Annotated in this window: 19 protein-coding genes; 3 read left to right on the top strand and 16 right to left on the bottom strand. The window is 40.9% G+C overall.

Annotated features, from left to right (window positions below; translation table 11 throughout):
• Positions 1 to 120: 120 nt before the first annotated feature.
• From MOB01S_RS04110 to trpC, 3 genes are all read left to right on the top strand, one after another.
• Positions 121 to 744 carry an aminodeoxychorismate/anthranilate synthase component II gene (locus MOB01S_RS04110; RefSeq protein ID WP_066801951.1) on the top strand — a complete coding sequence of 208 codons (624 nt, stop codon included), beginning with the start codon at positions 121 to 123 and terminating at the stop codon, positions 742 to 744.
• Positions 745 to 767: 23 nt separating this feature from the next.
• On the top strand, positions 768 to 1,832 hold the full coding sequence (gene trpD, locus MOB01S_RS04105) for an anthranilate phosphoribosyltransferase (RefSeq protein ID WP_066801949.1): 1,065 nt from the start codon (positions 768 to 770) through the stop codon (positions 1,830 to 1,832).
• Positions 1,833 to 2,078: 246 nt separating this feature from the next.
• The gene (gene trpC, locus MOB01S_RS04100) at positions 2,079 to 2,894 is read left to right on the top strand and encodes an indole-3-glycerol phosphate synthase TrpC (protein WP_066801947.1); all 816 of its coding nucleotides are present in this window, start codon (positions 2,079 to 2,081) and stop codon (positions 2,892 to 2,894) included.
• Positions 2,895 to 2,937: 43 nt separating this feature from the next.
• Here trpC and MOB01S_RS04095 read toward each other — a convergent pair whose 3' ends face one another.
• The 16 genes from MOB01S_RS04095 to aroQ all read right to left on the bottom strand — a co-directional run bounded on the left by MOB01S_RS04095 (position 2,938) and on the right by aroQ (position 15,967).
• The gene (locus tag MOB01S_RS04095; protein WP_066801945.1) at positions 2,938 to 3,663 is read right to left on the bottom strand and encodes a glycosyltransferase family 25 protein; all 726 of its coding nucleotides are present in this window, start codon (positions 3,661 to 3,663) and stop codon (positions 2,938 to 2,940) included.
• A 106-nt stretch (positions 3,664 to 3,769) separates the two neighbouring features.
• On the bottom strand, positions 3,770 to 4,459 hold the full coding sequence (locus MOB01S_RS04090; RefSeq protein ID WP_066801943.1) for a glycosyltransferase family 25 protein: 690 nt from the start codon (positions 4,457 to 4,459) through the stop codon (positions 3,770 to 3,772).
• 13 nt (positions 4,460 to 4,472) lie between these two features.
• Positions 4,473 to 5,201 (bottom strand): LPS export ABC transporter ATP-binding protein, encoded by a 729-nt coding sequence (gene lptB / locus MOB01S_RS04085; protein WP_066801941.1) that lies wholly within the window; start codon positions 5,199 to 5,201, stop codon positions 4,473 to 4,475.
• Positions 5,201 to 5,710 (bottom strand): lipopolysaccharide transport periplasmic protein LptA, encoded by a 510-nt coding sequence (gene lptA / locus MOB01S_RS04080; protein WP_066801939.1) that lies wholly within the window; start codon positions 5,708 to 5,710, stop codon positions 5,201 to 5,203. The genes lptB and lptA overlap by 1 nt, the downstream gene beginning before the upstream one ends.
• 31 nt (positions 5,711 to 5,741) lie before the next feature.
• Positions 5,742 to 6,371, bottom strand: a complete 630-nt coding sequence (lptC, locus tag MOB01S_RS04075) for an LPS export ABC transporter periplasmic protein LptC (protein ID WP_066801937.1) — start codon at positions 6,369 to 6,371, stop codon at positions 5,742 to 5,744.
• The gene (locus tag MOB01S_RS04070; protein ID WP_066801933.1) at positions 6,368 to 6,889 is read right to left on the bottom strand and encodes a KdsC family phosphatase; all 522 of its coding nucleotides are present in this window, start codon (positions 6,887 to 6,889) and stop codon (positions 6,368 to 6,370) included. Before MOB01S_RS04070 ends, lptC begins: the two co-directional genes overlap by 4 nt.
• Positions 6,886 to 7,854, bottom strand: coding sequence for a KpsF/GutQ family sugar-phosphate isomerase (locus tag MOB01S_RS04065; protein ID WP_157073888.1), 969 nt, complete (start codon positions 7,852 to 7,854; stop codon positions 6,886 to 6,888). The genes MOB01S_RS04070 and MOB01S_RS04065 overlap by 4 nt, the downstream gene beginning before the upstream one ends.
• A gap of 140 nt (positions 7,855 to 7,994) precedes the next feature.
• Positions 7,995 to 8,582: an RNA chaperone Hfq gene (gene hfq, locus MOB01S_RS04060; protein WP_066801929.1), complete on the bottom strand. Its 588-nt coding sequence runs from the start codon at positions 8,580 to 8,582 to the stop codon at positions 7,995 to 7,997.
• Between the two features lie 47 nt (positions 8,583 to 8,629).
• Positions 8,630 to 9,793, bottom strand: coding sequence for a tRNA (adenosine(37)-N6)-dimethylallyltransferase MiaA (gene miaA, locus MOB01S_RS04055; RefSeq protein ID WP_066801927.1), 1,164 nt, complete (start codon positions 9,791 to 9,793; stop codon positions 8,630 to 8,632).
• Between the two features lies 1 nt (position 9,794).
• Complete coding sequence (locus MOB01S_RS04050; protein ID WP_066801925.1) at positions 9,795 to 10,457, bottom strand: hypothetical protein; 663 nt, start codon at positions 10,455 to 10,457, stop codon at positions 9,795 to 9,797.
• The gene (gene tsaE / locus MOB01S_RS04045; protein ID WP_066801923.1) at positions 10,450 to 10,884 is read right to left on the bottom strand and encodes a tRNA (adenosine(37)-N6)-threonylcarbamoyltransferase complex ATPase subunit type 1 TsaE; all 435 of its coding nucleotides are present in this window, start codon (positions 10,882 to 10,884) and stop codon (positions 10,450 to 10,452) included. The genes MOB01S_RS04050 and tsaE overlap by 8 nt, the downstream gene beginning before the upstream one ends.
• Positions 10,885 to 10,916: 32 nt before the next feature.
• Positions 10,917 to 11,513, bottom strand: coding sequence for a 6-pyruvoyl trahydropterin synthase family protein (locus MOB01S_RS04040; protein WP_066801921.1), 597 nt, complete (start codon positions 11,511 to 11,513; stop codon positions 10,917 to 10,919).
• Positions 11,514 to 11,594: 81 nt separating this feature from the next.
• Entirely contained in the window at positions 11,595 to 12,386 is a 792-nt protein-coding gene (gene nudC, locus MOB01S_RS04035) for an NAD(+) diphosphatase (protein WP_157073887.1), read from the bottom strand.
• Positions 12,386 to 14,062 carry a hypothetical protein gene (locus MOB01S_RS04030; RefSeq protein WP_066801919.1) on the bottom strand — a complete coding sequence of 559 codons (1,677 nt, stop codon included), beginning with the start codon at positions 14,060 to 14,062 and terminating at the stop codon, positions 12,386 to 12,388. Before MOB01S_RS04030 ends, nudC begins: the two co-directional genes overlap by 1 nt.
• Before the next feature lie 124 nt (positions 14,063 to 14,186).
• Positions 14,187 to 15,497: a DNA polymerase III subunit epsilon gene (gene dnaQ, locus MOB01S_RS04025; RefSeq protein WP_066801906.1), complete on the bottom strand. Its 1,311-nt coding sequence runs from the start codon at positions 15,495 to 15,497 to the stop codon at positions 14,187 to 14,189.
• On the bottom strand, positions 15,494 to 15,967 hold the full coding sequence (gene aroQ / locus MOB01S_RS04020; RefSeq protein ID WP_066801904.1) for a type II 3-dehydroquinate dehydratase: 474 nt from the start codon (positions 15,965 to 15,967) through the stop codon (positions 15,494 to 15,496). The genes dnaQ and aroQ overlap by 4 nt, the downstream gene beginning before the upstream one ends.
• Positions 15,968 to 16,125 lie beyond the last annotated feature (158 nt).

Here is a 16,125-nt window from a genome sequence, read left to right as displayed (position 1 = left end):
TGGTTGAGACTATGTCATGCTGGAAAAATGAATGGCAAAACATACTCAATATGGGACATATTTTTCATTTTTAAGATTATTTGAATAAATATTCTATAAATCATCCACAGGATAATTAGTATGATTTTAATGATAGATAATTATTGTAGTTTTACTTATAACATTGTACAGTATTTTGGTGAGTTGAAGCAGGATATCGTGGTTAAACGCAATGATGAGATTGGTCTAGATGAGATTGCAACCCTTCTTCCCAAAGCCATCATACTAGGGCCAGGTCCATGTACGCCGAATGAAGCAGGGGTTACAATTCCAATTTTGGAGCGGTTTGGTGGTCAGATTCCGATTTTGGGCGTGTGCCTAGGTCATCAGGCAATCGGCCAAGCGTTTGGTGGTGATGTTGTGCGGGCGGGCGAAGTCATGCACGGACGACTGTCAGATGTATATCATCATAATACGGACGTATTCGTCAATTTGCCAAATCCTGTGTCGGTGGTGCGTTATCATTCGCTTGTGATTGATAAAAATACCTTGCCCGAGTGCCTTGCCATAACAGCATGGACACAAAACGATGATGGCTCAATGGGTGAGATTATGGGTGTACGCCATAAGACGTTAAATATTGAGGGTGTACAGTTTCACCCAGAATCCATTCTAAGTGAGCATGGTTATCAGCTATTTAACAATTTTTTAAAACGCTATGGCTTGGCAGTGCTGTCTGATGATGAACTGCCCAATGTTGCCTAATTGCCAAATGAGAAGGATAAATCATGAATGACTTAGATGAAAAAACCCATGCTTTTTTGGTAAAAATTCTAAATGATTTGGTAGCTGGCAAAGATCTAAACCAAGATGATACTACCACACTGATGACACTTATCATGACTGGTAAATGTCCAGATGTGTTACTGTCTGCCATCATCACAGCATGGCGTATCAAGGGTGAGACGGTTGATGAAATTAGTGCGTCCGCCCGTGTCATGCGGTCATTTGCCAACAGAGTGGTGCTACATACGGACAATGCGGTAGACATTGTAGGAACGGGCGGTGATGGGGCGAATTTGTTTAATGTCTCCACAGCATCTGCCTTTGTGGTAGCAAGTGCAGGAGGGGTAGTTGCCAAGCATGGTAGTACAGGTGTATCCAGTCGTTCAGGTGCGTCCGATTTACTTGCTCATGCAGGTGTCAATTTGGTGCTAAATGCTGATGAAGTTGCTAAATGTGCCGATGAACTGGGTGTGTGCTTTATGTTTGCTCCCAATCACCACCCCACCATGCGACATGCCAAAGCGGTGCGTGGAATATTAAAAATACGTACGATTTTCAATATCTTAGGGCCACTTACCAACCCTGCGTCTGCCCCAAATAGCTTGCTTGGGGTGTATGATGTAGCATTGTGTGAAAAGTTGGCAAAGGCGATGGGAGAGCTTGGTTCTCGTCATGTGTGGGTGGTGCATAGTGATGATGGATTGGACGAGATAAGTCTTGCCAAGCCCACCACCGTCTGTGAGTACAAAGATGGTCGGATTAATACCTTTAAAATTAGCCCTACTGATGTTGGTCTTCCCATACAGTCTCTTGATGGTTTGGTGGTGGGATCGGTTGGTGAAAGTTGTGAGCTGATTAAAAACGCCTTACAAAACCAAATCCATGATGAGCGTACCCAAAAAGCCCAACACATCATCGCCCTAAATGCAGGGGCAAGCCTATATGTGGCAGGCGTGGCAGATAATTTTAAAGCAGGCGTGGAGCTTGCACTAACAACCCTACAAAGTGGCAAGGCGTGGGATAAATTGCAAGCCTTTGCCCAATTTACTCAAAAATTTACACATTAATTAAAAATGTCATTATTTTATTAGGGTGTGTTGAATATTGGTATTTGCAATGAAAAATGAGAAAAATTGCACGTTTTTCAAGGAAAAAGTGAAGTTTGATAGTTATTCTATCAAACAAGATTTAGCCATTTTTCATGCAAAAATTAATAAAAAGCGTTAAAGTTTAATCGTTTTTATAAATAATGTTATCAATGTTCAATACATCCTAGTACATTTTCTTTATTTTAATGATAAAAAGGAAAATCCATGTCTACCCCCACCATTTTACAAAAAATCGTTGCTACTAAACATATCGAGGTCATGCAAGCAAAAGATAAAATTAGCCTTGATGAGTTAAAAGAAAAAGTAAAAACTACCCCTGCTGTTCGGGGTTTTGCAAGGGCGTTGCGTGAATTTGATGGTAAAATTGGTGTGATTAGCGAAATCAAAAAGGCAAGTCCGTCCAAAGGTGTGATTTGTCAAAACTTTGACCCAATCGTCATTGCGAAGGCTTATGAGCAAGCAGGGGCGACTTGTTTATCAGTACTGACAGACCGTGAGTATTTTATGGGGCATGATGATTATTTGATACAAGCTAAAAATGCCTGTACATTGCCAGTGCTGCGTAAGGATTTTATGGTGGATGAATACCACATTTATGAAAGTCGTGTGTTGGGGGCGGATTGCATTTTACTCATCATGGCGTGCCTTGATGATGAGACGGTGGCAATGTTGCACAAGATTGCCATAGAGCTTGGCATGGATGTATTGATTGAGATTCATGATGAGAGTGAATTGTTTCGTGCCCTAAAATTACCAAAATCCACTCACAACATTTACGGTATCAACAATCGTAACTTAAATAACTTTGAAGTTAATTTAAATACAACCATTAATCTTGCCGATACTTTGCGTGATGAGCTGGGGTCGGATGTGCTGATTGTCAGTGAAAGTGGCATTCATGGGGCAGACGACATTCATCTCATGCAACGTCATGATGTTCATCATTTTCTCATCGGTGAGCAGTTTATGAAAACGGAAAATGCAGGGCAAGCGTTGGCGAAGTTGTTGAGCGAAGTTTAATTCAAAACACCAACAAAATCAAAACTTTGTTGGTGTTTTTTTATTAGGCGAATTTTAATACCGTATGGCTGTTAAACTTTTGGTATTTTTGTGTGGTGGGGCGGTTGGGGTCTTGGGTCATGTCAGGAATGAGATTGCTTCTAGGAATGGCATAACCCAAAGCAGGTAATAATACACCCAAATTTTCTTCTGGACAGAATACATTGTAATCTTGAGCTAGCCAACAAGGTTTGTAGGTTTCAAGCCATTGAACGATGGCTTTGGCTCGGGATTTTTTGATGAGATAAAGCGATGCGTCCACTTGACGAAACAGTTCTTTGGAATGTTTTAAGATGCGGAATTTGCCTCGCCCAAATTCTTCTGGGGTTTGGGTGGCAGGGCATTTTTGCAAGACCAAAATGTCAATTTTGGAAAATTCACCCAATGCTTTTAAGATGGCGTTTAGATATTTAGAAAAATTGTGCGTCAAAATGATGTTGTCTTCGGCAATGGCAACAAATTCGTTGTCTAAGATTTTTGGGTTGTGAGCAATGGTTTTCCACACGTTGATGTGTGACATGGCACGAATGATTTCATCAATGGTGGCATCTTGTCCAACCATTTGTTTGAATTGCTGGTTGTTAAAAAACCAACTGTTATCACCGATAAAATCCAAAATCCGCTTATCCACGGCAGGCAATAATTGAAAATATTTGGCATCAGCGTGTTGGTAGAATTGATGTAGTTCGCTTGGGTGGCGATTTAAATTAATAACATAGGCATGAAACATCATAAATCCCAATATGGTTAGGTATGTGTTGAATGCGACATTTTAACGCATTTTGTTAAATTTTTATACTAAAAAATGACCAACTTAGGCAATATTCTCACTTTTATTATTTTGATTGTTGTTTGCTAGTTTGTCTAGAAATGACTCGGTCATGTTCCAAATCAGAATCCTCACTCTCAACCACGCCAATAAGGGGGTAGAGTAGCCCTGTATGTTCTGTGGGGCAAAAGGCAACAAACTCGTCAGCCAACCAAATAGGTTTGTGGCTTTTTAGCCAATCACAGATGATTTTTAGGCGAGATTTTTTTATCATGTACAAGCCTGCACCTGCATAGTTGTACTTGATGTTGGTAAGAATGTCAAATTGGGGATTTTGGTAATCTATGGGCTTATTTTCGGTCAACAGTCGTTGCAATATCAACAAATCTATGCTGGCACTTTTTAAAAAGTTGTTTAGGTAGCGAATATGTGTCAAAAAATGTTTATCCAAAGTAACATCATCTTCGGCAATCACGATAAAGTCATCAAAAGCAATGTCATCATCAAGTAGGGCTTTTTGCCAAACACTGATGTGTGAGAGGGTGCAGGCAATCTCACCCAATGTGATTTCTCGGCGATGGTTTTCATAAAATTTGTGAGTATCAAAAAACAATGACCTCACACCCTCCCCAAGCATTTCTAAGGCTTTCTTGTCAATGGCTGGAAAACGCTCAAAATATTTAGCATCTGGGTGCTGGTTGAAACGATACAGTCTGTCATAGCGATGATTAAGATTGATGACATAGCCTTTAAACATGATGTTACCTGTATTAATTTAAGATAAAATCCTTGCCCAAATAGACTTTTTGTACCAATTCGTTGTTTAAAATCTCACTTGGGGAACCTTGTGCGATGATGTTGCCTTCGGAGACGATGTAGGCATTTTGGCAAATAGATAAAGTCTCTCGCACGTTGTGGTCGGTGATGAGTACGCCAATACCCCGAGATTGTAGAGCGACAATCACATCTTTGATGTCACCAACCGATATGGGGTCAACCCCTGCAAAAGGTTCGTCAAGTAGGATAAATTTTGGGTTGCTTGCCAAACAGCGAGCGATTTCACAGCGACGGCGTTCACCACCTGACACACTCATACCAAGCGAATGACGGACGTGTTCTAGGTGAAATTCGCCCATGAGTTTTTCAAGTTCGGCAAACTGTGCGTTTTTATCCAAATCCTGACGTGTCTGCAATATCGCCATGATGTTTTGTTCTATGGTGAGTTTGCGAAAAATGGAGGCTTCTTGGGGCAAATAGCCGATGCCTGCCTTAGCCCGCTCGTGCATGGCTTTTTTGGATAAATCAATATCACCAAGCATGACTTGTCCTTTATCCATCGGCACAAGTCCGATGACCATATAAAAGCTTGTGGTTTTGCCTGCTCCGTTTGGCCCTAAAATACCCACGACTTGTCCTTGATGAATTTCAAAAGAAACATCTTTGACCACCCAACGCTGTCCATAGCGTTTACCCAGATGTCGCATGGCAAGTGTTAGCATTAGCGAACACCTTGATGAGAGCCATTGCCATTTGGTGGGAAAATAAGTTCCACACGTTTGCCGCCGCCCGCAGTTGCTTCAACATCACCAAGTTTTAGGCTATAACGAATGACATTACCTGCAAAGCTTGCCCCTGCTTGGGTGAGCTTGGCATTGCCTGTCAAGGTAACAATGCCTGTAACGGCGTTATAATCAATTTTATTGGCTTGACCTTTGGCAAGCCCTTTTTCTTGGGTAACAACTTGTTGCATGGTAGCAGGGCGACCTGTGGCAACGGCACTTTGGATAGAACGGTTGTTGCCTAGATTGAGAGTGATGTTGTCGGCGGCGATTTTGAGTGTGCCTTGTTCAATAGTAACATTGCCTGAATAAGTGGTAATGCCAGTACGCTCACTATAAGTGGCTTTGTCTGCCAAAAGACGAATGGGTTGGTTGGCATCTGATGGCAAGGCGTGTGCCACGAATGGAGACATACCAATAATAAGGGATAGTACGTAAATGCGTTTCATTAATAATCTCAAACTCAATGAAATAATATGGTTAAAATAAAGGCTTATCGGTGCGTTTTGGGGGGTTAAATTCAATCTGTACTTGGTGAAATTCATATTCACCTGTTTGTACATTGCCGTCCAGTCTTTGAGCCATAAAGCTATTTTCGCCTTGTGTGATGTGAATGGGCTCATCACTTTTAATGGTGTTTGATTTGGTGTTGCCTGCCAAACTTGTGCCTTTGATGATTAAATCGGCTTTGGCGTGAAGATTTTCATCATCTGTATTTTGATTTGTGGTGGCTTGATTGTCTTGGTTGGTGATGTTTTGTTTGGTTAGGATAAACCCTTCATCAAACCATATTTCACCTGTTGTTTGGCTGTGTTTGGCTTGATTGGCGGTGAGATGAATGGGACTGGCATCACTAGGTTGCCAAAGTACATCAGCATCCAACATAACATCTTCGCCCTGTGCATTTTTGGTCAGTGATTGAGCGATGAGCGTATATTCTACCTCACCTGTTTTGGCATTTGTTTGAACGGCTTTGATTTCCTCAACCTCATAAGAAACATCAGGTGTGGTGGGTGTGGTGGGTTTGATTTTAACATCTTCTTTGTAAAAAAACCAAACCGCCACCGCCAATATCATCGTGCCAAATAGGCTTAAAATTTTTAGATTCATGATCTAAAACCGTCAATAAAGTCATCATAGCGACTTTGTGCTTTTAAAATAAACTCACAAGCCTCACGTACTGCACCATGACCGCCTAATTTGACCGTAACCAAATCAGCAATCTCTTGCACTTCACTACAACCATTAGGGACGCTAATGCCCAGTCCTGCGTATTTAATAGCCATCAAATCAGGCAAATCATCGCCCATATAAGCACATTCGTTAAGCTCCAAGCCAAGCGATACAGCAAGTGTAGATAATTGAGTAAATTTGTCATCTTGACCCTGTATGACATGCTTGATACCAAGCTCTTTGGCACGGCGTTCAACCATTGGTGAGCTTCTGCCTGTGATGATGGCAAGCTGTATGCCAATATCACGCAAACCCTTTAAACCAACACCATCTTGCACATAAAAGGCTTTTGTCTCGTTGCCATTGCTGTCATAGATGATTTGACCATTTGATAAAATGCCATCTACATCCATCGCAAAGAGTTTGATTTTTTGGGCTTTTTGAATGGCGTTCATGCACTAATTCCTGTTTTGATGATGTCATGTAAACTTACCACGCCTTGCAATGTACCATTATCTAGTACTAAAAGCTGACTGATGCCTTTTTCATTCATAAGCGTCAACGCATCAGAGGCACGCACATCAGCAGTGGTGGATTTGGGGTGCTTGGTCATAATATCACCCATAAGAGCCGTGAGCGGGGTGGACTTGGCAAGTTTACGGCGTAAATCACCATCAGTAAAAATTCCCACTACCTTGTTATGTTTATCAACCACAACTGCCAATCCAAGTCGTCCCTTCGTCATGGCAAATAGCGTGTCATTGAGACTGGTATCGGTGTGGACAATGGGTAAATCTTGGGTAGTCATCACATCTTTAACGTGAGTGAGGAGTCTTTTGCCCAATGCCCCAGCAGGGTGAGATAGGGCAAAATCATCGCTGGTAAAACCACGAGCGTGCAACAGTGCTACCGCCAACGCATCACCCAACGCCAAAGTTGCAGTCGTACTTGAAGTGGGGGCAAGCCCAAGCGGACAGGCCTCGTCTGATAAACCGAGTGTTAAAGCGATATCCGCAGATTGGGGCAAAAAGCCTCGTTTATCACGGCTGATGGTAATGAGTGGTATGCCAAGTTGTTTGACCACAGGAATGAGCATTCTAATCTCGTCTGATTGCCCTGAATTAGAAATGGCAATCAGCACATCGCCACGCACCAACATACCCAAATCACCATGACCTGCTTCGGCAGGGTGGACAAAAAATGCAGGCGTACCTGTACTTGCAAGTGTTGCTGCTACTTTGCGTCCGATATGACCTGATTTGCCCATGCCCGTAACAACTACACGCCCACGACACGCCAAGATGGTTTGGCAGGCGTTGATAAAGCGTTCATCAAGTTCACCTTTTAATAACTCCAAAGCATCTTTTTCGGTGTTAATGGCTTGGGTGGCGATGGCAATAAAATCGGTTGGCGATGTCATGTGGTTGCCCATAAGTTGATGAAAATTTAAAAAGCATTATCATACCATATTTGGCAAATTTTTACTTCAATTTATCTCATTTTACACATAAATCACACATAAAAAAACCCACGATGGCGTGGGTCTTAGATGAAAGAGGGTTACTCTTCGTTGTTGTTGTCAAATTTGTTGTCAAAAATTTGGTTGCCAAAACCCTTGCCGTCAAAAGGGCGAGTTTCTTTTTCAAAACTCTTGCCATCAAAACCACGTTCCTCGAAGTTGGAACGGTCAAAGCCTTGATTGTAGCCCATGCCACTTTGGGGGTAGCCACCACGCTCAAAACCTTGCCCATTACCAAAGCCTTGATTGGGTGGAGTACGAGTAAAACCACCAACAGGGCGAGTTGTGCCAGCACCACCACCAAAACCACTTTGTCCACCAATGGCATTGGGGTAGCCTGTGGGGGTTTGGTAACTACTGCCACCCATGACACCAACTGCACCTGTGGTGGAGTAGGGCGTGCTTGGGGTGGTACCATCAGTGCGAGGGTTACGAGCGGGGACAACGGTAGAGATGGCGTGTTTGTAGACCATCTGGCTAACAGTGTTTTTTAATAGCACAACATATTGGTCAAATGACTCAATTTGACCTTGTAATTTAATGCCATTAACGAGAAAAATAGATACAGGGATGCGGTCTTTGCGCAATGCGTTTAAAAATGGGTCTTGCAAACTTTGCCCCTTTGACATGAATGTTCTCCAAAATAAATCAAAAAACGATAAAAACCAACCTTAGCTTAAGTATCTGATGACAACTTATTGTTCCATGTTGTAAAGCCAACACTTTTGTTTAATAATTGCTCTTGTACTTGTTTTATGCTATTAAAAGACAATATCATGGGATAAAACACACCCTGATTGGTCTGTATTATTGTTGGTGCGTGAGGCAGACGAGCTAAGCTACGTTGCCAAGTGGCTTGACGTTTGGCAAGCTGTCTTGTTGCATATAATGCCTTATTTTTCATGTCTTGGCAAGCCAAATTATGTAATTTTTGAGAATCTGTTACAAAATTGTTGTTTTTTGTTGTAAAAATTGTGTGATTTTTTTGTAAGTCTTTGGAAAAATGTCGCCAACTGGGAGAAATTTGCATAATTGGGTGTTCTGTTATTGCCAAAAATTCCAAAACCTGCCGATAACCAACACACCGCATAGATGGCATATCAGGGCTTAATTCTGGGTATTTTTGCAAAAGTTGTATCACTTCATCAACAAAACCCCTCTCCCACATGATATCAAGCCGTTTTGCAATACGTTCATGCAACCACATACGGTCAGGCTCAACCGATAATCCAATCCAGTTTTGATTGGGATTTTGGCAGGGGGCGGTTTTTGGTGTTTGTTGCCAAACACTCATTGCAATTTTTGTTTGCAAATGCACTTCCACCGCCCTTGTAATTCGCTGAGTATCGGATAATTTTAGTTTTTGACAAATAATAGGGTCGTGTATTTGTAAATAGTGATACAAATCATCAATCCCTTTTTCATCAAGCCAATTCATTACCTGTTTGCGAATGGCAGGATTTGTATCAGGCACAGATGAAATACCGTCAAAGAGTGCCATATAATACATCATTGTGCCACCAACAAGTAATGGGATTTTACCATTTTGATGGCTGTTATCAATTAAATTTTTAACATCATTAATAAATGAGGCGACATTATAAGTTTGAGTTGGTTTTATAATATCTACCAAATAATGTGGATAATTGGCAAGTTCATCGGTAGTTGGTTTTGCTGTGCCAATATTCATATCTTGATAAATTAACGCACTATCCACCGAAATAATCTCAAATCGCCCTGTTTCATAAAGTTTAAACGCCAAATCAGTTTTACCGCTGGCAGTGGGAGCAATAAGGGATAGCACCGTATTATCGGGAAGGTTTTTGTAATTTAAATTCATCTTAGTAAGTTATTAAGCGAAAAATATGGAAAAACAACAACAAAGTTATCAATAATGCCATTGTTTTAATGGAAAAGTTGATAAATTTATTAAAATATCCATCAATTTCTTTATTAAAGGCTAAGCCAAAAAATATGATAAAAACCAAAATAAAACCAGTAAATAATACCACAAAATAATTGGCTTTATTTTTTCTGGCATTAAAATCAACAGGCGTATTAATGAAAAATTCTTGACCATTTTCTGATAATTTTCCACCTACTAAATGATAATAAGATTTTTTACCATCAATTGCCATTTGTACTTTTAAATCATTTATGTGATAAGAAGTGGTATTATTGTGTTGATAACTAATATTGATTTCTTTATTTTTGGCAAGCTGATTTTTGATTAGATAAGTATTTTTATTGTCATTTTCAGACAAACTTAGTCTTACAAAATCTAAACCTCTTCCTCTCCTATCAGAAAAATCATCATTAATTTCAAGGATATAAGTTTTATTTTTCTCAAAAACAACATTTCTCCAACCCAAAAGATTGCTTTTTTTATAATCGTGCCAAAAAAGTTCCAATATTATAGATAGTACAACAACAGAAAAAATACCAACAAAAAATAGCAAAATAGAAATAATGGTATTTTTAATAGTGTTTATAAAATCACTCACAAATCATTGTTACCTGTCTTACATCATTATCCAATTTTTTAATTTCAATCAATACATCAGCCTTTGGTAAAATGCTTTTGGCACGGCTTGCCCATTCAATAATCATCAATGAATTAGGTTCATTAAAATAATCAAAAAAACCAATAAAATCCAATTCTTCTGGGTCATTTAGGCGATACAAATCACAATGATAAACTGGTTTACCGCCAATTAAATATGGCTCAACCAAAGTATAGGTAGGGCTTTTTACTGCCCCTGTATGCCCAAGTGCTTGTAATAAATAACGAGTAAAAGTTGTCTTGCCCGCTCCCAAATCACCCGATAGCCAAATACTGCCTGATAATAATTTAAATTCATCGGCAAGCGCTTGGGCTAGGGTTTGGGTATCAAATTCAGAGTTTAAAATAATGGTTTTTTGATGATTCATTGTTTAATTAAAAATAATTTTTGACTTTTTACTTAAAGATTCACTTGCAATTCTATCTTGGGATTATAAAATTTTTCACCCCTTTTTAATTTATCAAATAATAAGGGATCGCCCCACTCTTTTTTGACATCATTGCTAAATTCAAAGGCGTTTAAATCAAGCAATCCCATTTGTGGATTGATAATATCTTCATAAAAACATTGGGCATAGCCTGTGGCAGTTTCGTGAACAATAACCGAATACACCGATATGTCCGCTTCGCCATTTTGCATTATTGTTTGCTTTAAAATTTGACTTGCCCAAAAAAATATCACACGGCTAAATTGCTCGGCAGAGGGTGAAACAGGCAATGACACCCAGCGAGATGAAAAGGTTTGGCACGCTTTGATATAGTCAGGGTCATCTTTATCCCAAAAAGTAATGGCGTGGTCAAAACTATCAATCAAATCCTTGATATGCCCCTTTAATAGCCCAAAATCATAGACCATTTGCCCATTATCCAGAGCGTTCGCTTGCAAAATAAGCTCCACTTGATAACTGTGTCCGTGAATAGAATATTTACAGCGGTCAGAACTGCAATTTCTAACAATGTGGGCATTTTCAAATTTAAAGAGTTTACGGATATGCATTTTTGGTTTTCTTTTTGGATTTGTTTTATTATATCATGAATGAAGGTGGGTATTTGAGTGTTTTAAAAGAAAAGTAGATTTTTAATGTTGAAGGCAAACCAAATCAATGAGCCTGCGAGCAATTGTACCTATGTTTGGAATGTGCGGTAAGTTGTCCAAATCAAAAAATTGAACATCTGCCAATTCATCTGCTTGGGGTGCCAATACGCCACTTTCGTACTCCGCCACAAAACCAAGCATGAGATTGGTGGGGTAGGGCCACGCTTGGCTTTCTAGATAATGTAAGTTTTTTATGTGCAGTCCTGTTTCTTCTAAAACCTCACGATGCACCGCATTTTCCAGACTTTCACCCACCTCTACATAACCTGCAATCAATCCATACATGTTGGCGTGGGCGTGGCGATGGTGTTTGGCAAGTAGGATTTGTTGTTTTTGGGTGTTAGGGTTTTTTCTGGTGATAGCAACGATAACGCAAGGTTGTATTTTGGGGTAGCTGTGATGGCGACAATTTGGACAAACTTTGGCATATTCGCTATTGGCGATTTGAGTAGGTGTGCCACATACACCACAAAAACGATGAGTGTGTTGCCATGTTAGAAGTTGAATGGCGGTGGAAAATTGACAGGTCATATCAGCTGTCAACGTAGCAACCAACTGACGATAAGGGACAAATTCACCCACCAGTGCCATACCCAAAGATTGAATTTGGGTAAAAGTCAGTAGATAATGCCCAGATAGTGTAAATACATCATCATGACATGATAAATCATCAACTGTGATGGCGTGAGGAACTCCTTCTTGGCATAATACGCTATCGCCATCAAACACCCAAGCCAATGTGGGGTTGGGTGTTTGTGTTGGGGTAGTTGACATTAGGCAGCCAAAATTTTATTAAGGCTATTTTCGCTAAGTAGCAACGTTTGTTTGTTGCTTGGGCGGTTTTGTTCAAAGTTTTCAAGCTCAATATCTGCCGCTACCAACACGTCTGCCCATGCACTTGTGAGTTGTGCTAGCTGGGTTTCGTTGGCGGTATGAATTAGGTCTAATAGGTCAGTTTCCAACTTGTGTGCCAAACGGTAAAGTTGTTTGGCGATTGGCATACGCAAGAAACCAGCCGCTCCTGCCACTTGACGAACCATCTCTGGGGTGTTTTGTAGATTCATTCTATCACGATTAGGGTCATCAATGTAGGTGCTGATGATGCCAGAAATGCCTGAGATGTTGCTACGAGCTTCTTTGACCAAAGTTTCATAGGCAGTGTCTAGTTGATGTAGCGAGATTTCACGGTTGTGAAGTGGCAATTTGACCGCACCGGGAATATGAGTTTTGGCTAGGAAAATAGAAGCGTTTTCAGCCACCATCAATTTGTCTAGGAAGTTATCCAAGTCTTCAAGTGTGGGGTTTTGCCAACTAACGATTTGGGTGGAAATGGATTTTAGAGCAAGGCTTGCATCATTAAGTTCCAATAAGCTCATGGTGTTCGCCAAAGCACGAATCTCTCCTGCGATTTCGTTGATGTCTGGTCTGTTGCTACCAATGTCGTTTTCAGCACGTACAAAGGTGTCTACTTTTTGCTTAATTTCTTCAATTTGAGTTTGGATAAGTTCGTTGAGTGTATCGGTAATCTCACGGTTTGGACCAAACAAAAAGTGTTGCATTTCTTCAAATTTGGCTTGACTGATTTTGTTGAGGGAGTATTTTTGGGTGGCAAGGCTTGCAAAATTGGCGTTTTTGTTGCATGCAAAACTCACCAGTTCAGCAAAGCGTCTGTCCTCGATGGGTAAGTAATCACCAAACTGCTGTTCAAGATAAATCAAAATGCGTTTTTTGGGGTGGCTCAATGGTAAATCTTTACCAATGTTTTGGGTCAAGGTGGCGGCTGCGTGCCAAAATAAGGTATCTGATTTTTGGGCGACCAACGCACAGGCTTTTGCCATGCCGTCTAGCTTTTGGCGGTCTGGCTCAAACAGTACAGTGCCTTCTTTGTAATTTAAAATGATGGATAGTCCAGCACGGTAGGCTTGGGTGAGTGCGGTGGTGTTTAGACCCAAACTACTCAAAGATGTATAGTTACTCGCTGGGTCAGAGATGATGACACTGCTACTATTTTGTTTTAGGTCATCAGCACTAATGGTAGGTTTGCCAAGCTGGGTGTTAAGTTTGTTGATGATGGGTAAAAGTAGTGCAGGCTCTGGCATTTCTTTTAAAAGGACAAATTCCACATAGCGATCAAGAAGCATGACGGCTTCTGAAATATCCGTCATTAGATGTTCATTTTCTTCTTCGTCACCATCAAGGTTGCTGTGGAGTTTGGTATAGCAATCAGAAAGATTGCTAGAAAGTAAATCTGCCCCATCAAAAGCAATCAATTCAAAAATAGACGCCAATTGTTTTAGGTTGTTGGCAGAATCGAGCAAAAATGATGCTTGTTCTGGGTCATCATAAAACTCACGCAAGTGGACTTCGGCATCTTTTAGGACGATGTTAATTTCGCTACGCAACAAATGAAGAGAGGTCAAATCAAAATTGGTTGAGGCTGATTGAGTCATGGCTGTCCTTTCGGATTGTCAAAGTGAGTAAAAATAAATGTCCTATTATAAACTGCTTTATCTTGTTACTGCAAGCATAAATAACCAAATATCAACATAATCAAGACAAATGGTTATCATTAGGTCAAGAATTCTTGATGGTATTGGCTCGCCAAGCACCATCAGATTCAAAATCGGCTTTGGAGTGCAGTAACAGATGTGCCAGCTCACTAAGGTTGGAAAAAGTAATTTCGCTGTCATCTTCGGTAGCAACCACCTCTTCTTCCATGGAGAGCGAGATTTGTCCACCTGTCATGGCAAGATAGACTTCAGCTAGGATTTCGGAGTCAAGCAATGCCCCGTGAAAAGTACGGTCTTGGTTGCCAACATCTAAACGCTTACGCAAAGCGTCTAGACTGTTTTTTTGTCCAGGGTACATTTGCCGAGCCAAAGCGAGTGAATCGGTAACTTGAACAACGTCCAAAAAGTCAGTCAATCCAACTTTATCAAATTCCATTTTTAAAAAGCCCATGTCAAAGCCTGCGTTGTGGGCGATGAGTTCTCCACCTTTCATGAACTCATATAAATGGTGGGCGATGTCAGCAAATTTGGGCTTATCTTTGACAAATTCGTTGGTAATGCCGTGAACTTTGATGACCTCTTCGTCCATTTCTTTGTCGGGATTTAGGTAGATGTGGACTTGTTGTCCTGTAAATTTTCTCCCCACCATTTCAATGATACCAACCTCCACGATACGGTCGCCTTTTTGGGGTTCGGTGCCTGTGGTTTCGGTATCCATGATGAGTTGGCGTTCAGATTTGCCACGATTGATGGGGTCAGGTAGCACAAGCCAAAAGTCGGCGTTGGGCTTGGACGTATCGCCATTATAGGCGGGGTTTTGGTGGTTATGACGTTCGATGCCTGTGGTGGCTAGGGGGGTATTGTTGGTAAGTTGTGTCATGACTGATGTTGTGGGTTGTGTGGTATTTTTTGTTTGGTTGTTTTGGGTGAATTTTTCGCCATTGGCACTCACGCCTAGATTGGCAAGCAAATCAGCGATTTCGTTACCATGATGTCCTGCATGACCTTTGACCCATTGCCAGTCTATTTGGCGGTTTTGGCATAGGGCGTCTAGGCGTTGCCACAAATCAACGTTGAGTACGGGTTTGCCGTCTGACTTTTTCCAGTTTTTGGCTTTCCAACCTTTTATCCATTCACTGATGCCTTTCTGGACGTAGCTAGAATCCGTCCAAATTTGCAATGGTACATCGGCAGGCGTGCGTTCTAGAGCGGTGATTGCCCCCATAAGCTCCATGCGGTTGTTGGTGGTGGATGGTTCACCTCCCCAAACATCAAGCGTGTCGCCATTGGGGTAGATAATGTGAGAGCCAAAGCCACCACCAGCATTGGTTTGACCGTTGCCCTTACACGCTCCATCTGTATAGGCGATTATCATGTTTTATCCTGATAAAGGTGGGTTACAAAATAATCCAACGCAAAGTCATAGCCTTTATCGCCCAACCCACAAATCACGCCTACCGCTTTGTCCGAAAAGTACGAATGCGTACGAAATGGCTCACGGGCGTGGATATTGGAAAGATGTACTTCTATAAAGGGCTTGCCTGTGGCAGTGAGTGCATCTCTTAGTATTACTGATGTGTGAGTAAAGCCTGCAGGGTTGATGATGATGGCATCAAATTGCTCATGGGGTGGGGCGAGCAACCCAAGTTCACCAATCTTGTCCACCAATTCGCCCTCATGATTTGATTGTATGTGTAAAATATCTACATTGTATTTTTTTGCAGTATTTTTTAGGCGACCTACAATATCATCTAGGGTGGTTGAGCCATAGATGTGAGGTTCACGTTTGCCAAGCAAATGTAAATTTGCACCATTGACGAGGAGAATTTTGCGGTTTGGGGTCATATGTAAGGGAAAATTTTAAAAATTTGGTGTATTTTAGCAGAATTTGGGCAGGTTTTTAAGGAAAAATTTATTTAACATAATCTTGTTAAAAACTTTTGGCTATGAATTATACTTAATTCATATCAAAACTATACAGCAAAACCGTTCACCCCAAGCTT

Origin of the sequence: Moraxella oblonga NBRC 102422, assembly GCF_001598275.1 — a bacterium.
In the GTDB taxonomy this organism is placed as follows: domain Bacteria; phylum Pseudomonadota; class Gammaproteobacteria; order Pseudomonadales; family Moraxellaceae; genus Moraxella; species Moraxella oblonga.
Note: the sequence above shows the minus strand (reverse complement) of the source record. Positions and strands in the feature narration are given on the sequence as shown.

Bases quoted from the DNA above. Each gene is read 5' to 3' on its own strand.
- MOB01S_RS04110 (WP_066801951.1), top strand. From the start codon at position 121: ATGATTTTAATGATAGATAATTATTGTAGTTTTACTTATAACATTGTA.
- trpD (WP_066801949.1), top strand. From the start codon at position 768: ATGAATGACTTAGATGAAAAAACCCATGCTTTTTTGGTAAAAATTCTA.
- trpC (WP_066801947.1), top strand. From the start codon at position 2,079: ATGTCTACCCCCACCATTTTACAAAAAATCGTTGCTACTAAACATATC.
- MOB01S_RS04095 (WP_066801945.1), bottom strand. From the start codon at position 3,663: ATGTTTCATGCCTATGTTATTAATTTAAATCGCCACCCAAGCGAACTA.
- MOB01S_RS04090 (WP_066801943.1), bottom strand. From the start codon at position 4,459: ATGTTTAAAGGCTATGTCATCAATCTTAATCATCGCTATGACAGACTG.
- lptB (WP_066801941.1), bottom strand. From the start codon at position 5,201: ATGCTAACACTTGCCATGCGACATCTGGGTAAACGCTATGGACAGCGT.
- lptA (WP_066801939.1), bottom strand. From the start codon at position 5,710: ATGAAACGCATTTACGTACTATCCCTTATTATTGGTATGTCTCCATTC.
- lptC (WP_066801937.1), bottom strand. From the start codon at position 6,371: ATGAATCTAAAAATTTTAAGCCTATTTGGCACGATGATATTGGCGGTG.
- MOB01S_RS04070 (WP_066801933.1), bottom strand. From the start codon at position 6,889: ATGAACGCCATTCAAAAAGCCCAAAAAATCAAACTCTTTGCGATGGAT.
- MOB01S_RS04065 (WP_157073888.1), bottom strand. From the start codon at position 7,854: ATGACATCGCCAACCGATTTTATTGCCATCGCCACCCAAGCCATTAAC.
- hfq (WP_066801929.1), bottom strand. From the start codon at position 8,582: ATGTCAAAGGGGCAAAGTTTGCAAGACCCATTTTTAAACGCATTGCGC.
- miaA (WP_066801927.1), bottom strand. From the start codon at position 9,793: ATGAATTTAAATTACAAAAACCTTCCCGATAATACGGTGCTATCCCTT.
- tsaE (WP_066801923.1), bottom strand. From the start codon at position 10,884: ATGAATCATCAAAAAACCATTATTTTAAACTCTGAATTTGATACCCAA.
- MOB01S_RS04040 (WP_066801921.1), bottom strand. From the start codon at position 11,513: ATGCATATCCGTAAACTCTTTAAATTTGAAAATGCCCACATTGTTAGA.
- nudC (WP_157073887.1), bottom strand. From the start codon at position 12,386: ATGTCAACTACCCCAACACAAACACCCAACCCCACATTGGCTTGGGTG.
- MOB01S_RS04030 (WP_066801919.1), bottom strand. From the start codon at position 14,062: ATGACTCAATCAGCCTCAACCAATTTTGATTTGACCTCTCTTCATTTG.
- dnaQ (WP_066801906.1), bottom strand. From the start codon at position 15,497: ATGATAATCGCCTATACAGATGGAGCGTGTAAGGGCAACGGTCAAACC.
- aroQ (WP_066801904.1), bottom strand. From the start codon at position 15,967: ATGACCCCAAACCGCAAAATTCTCCTCGTCAATGGTGCAAATTTACAT.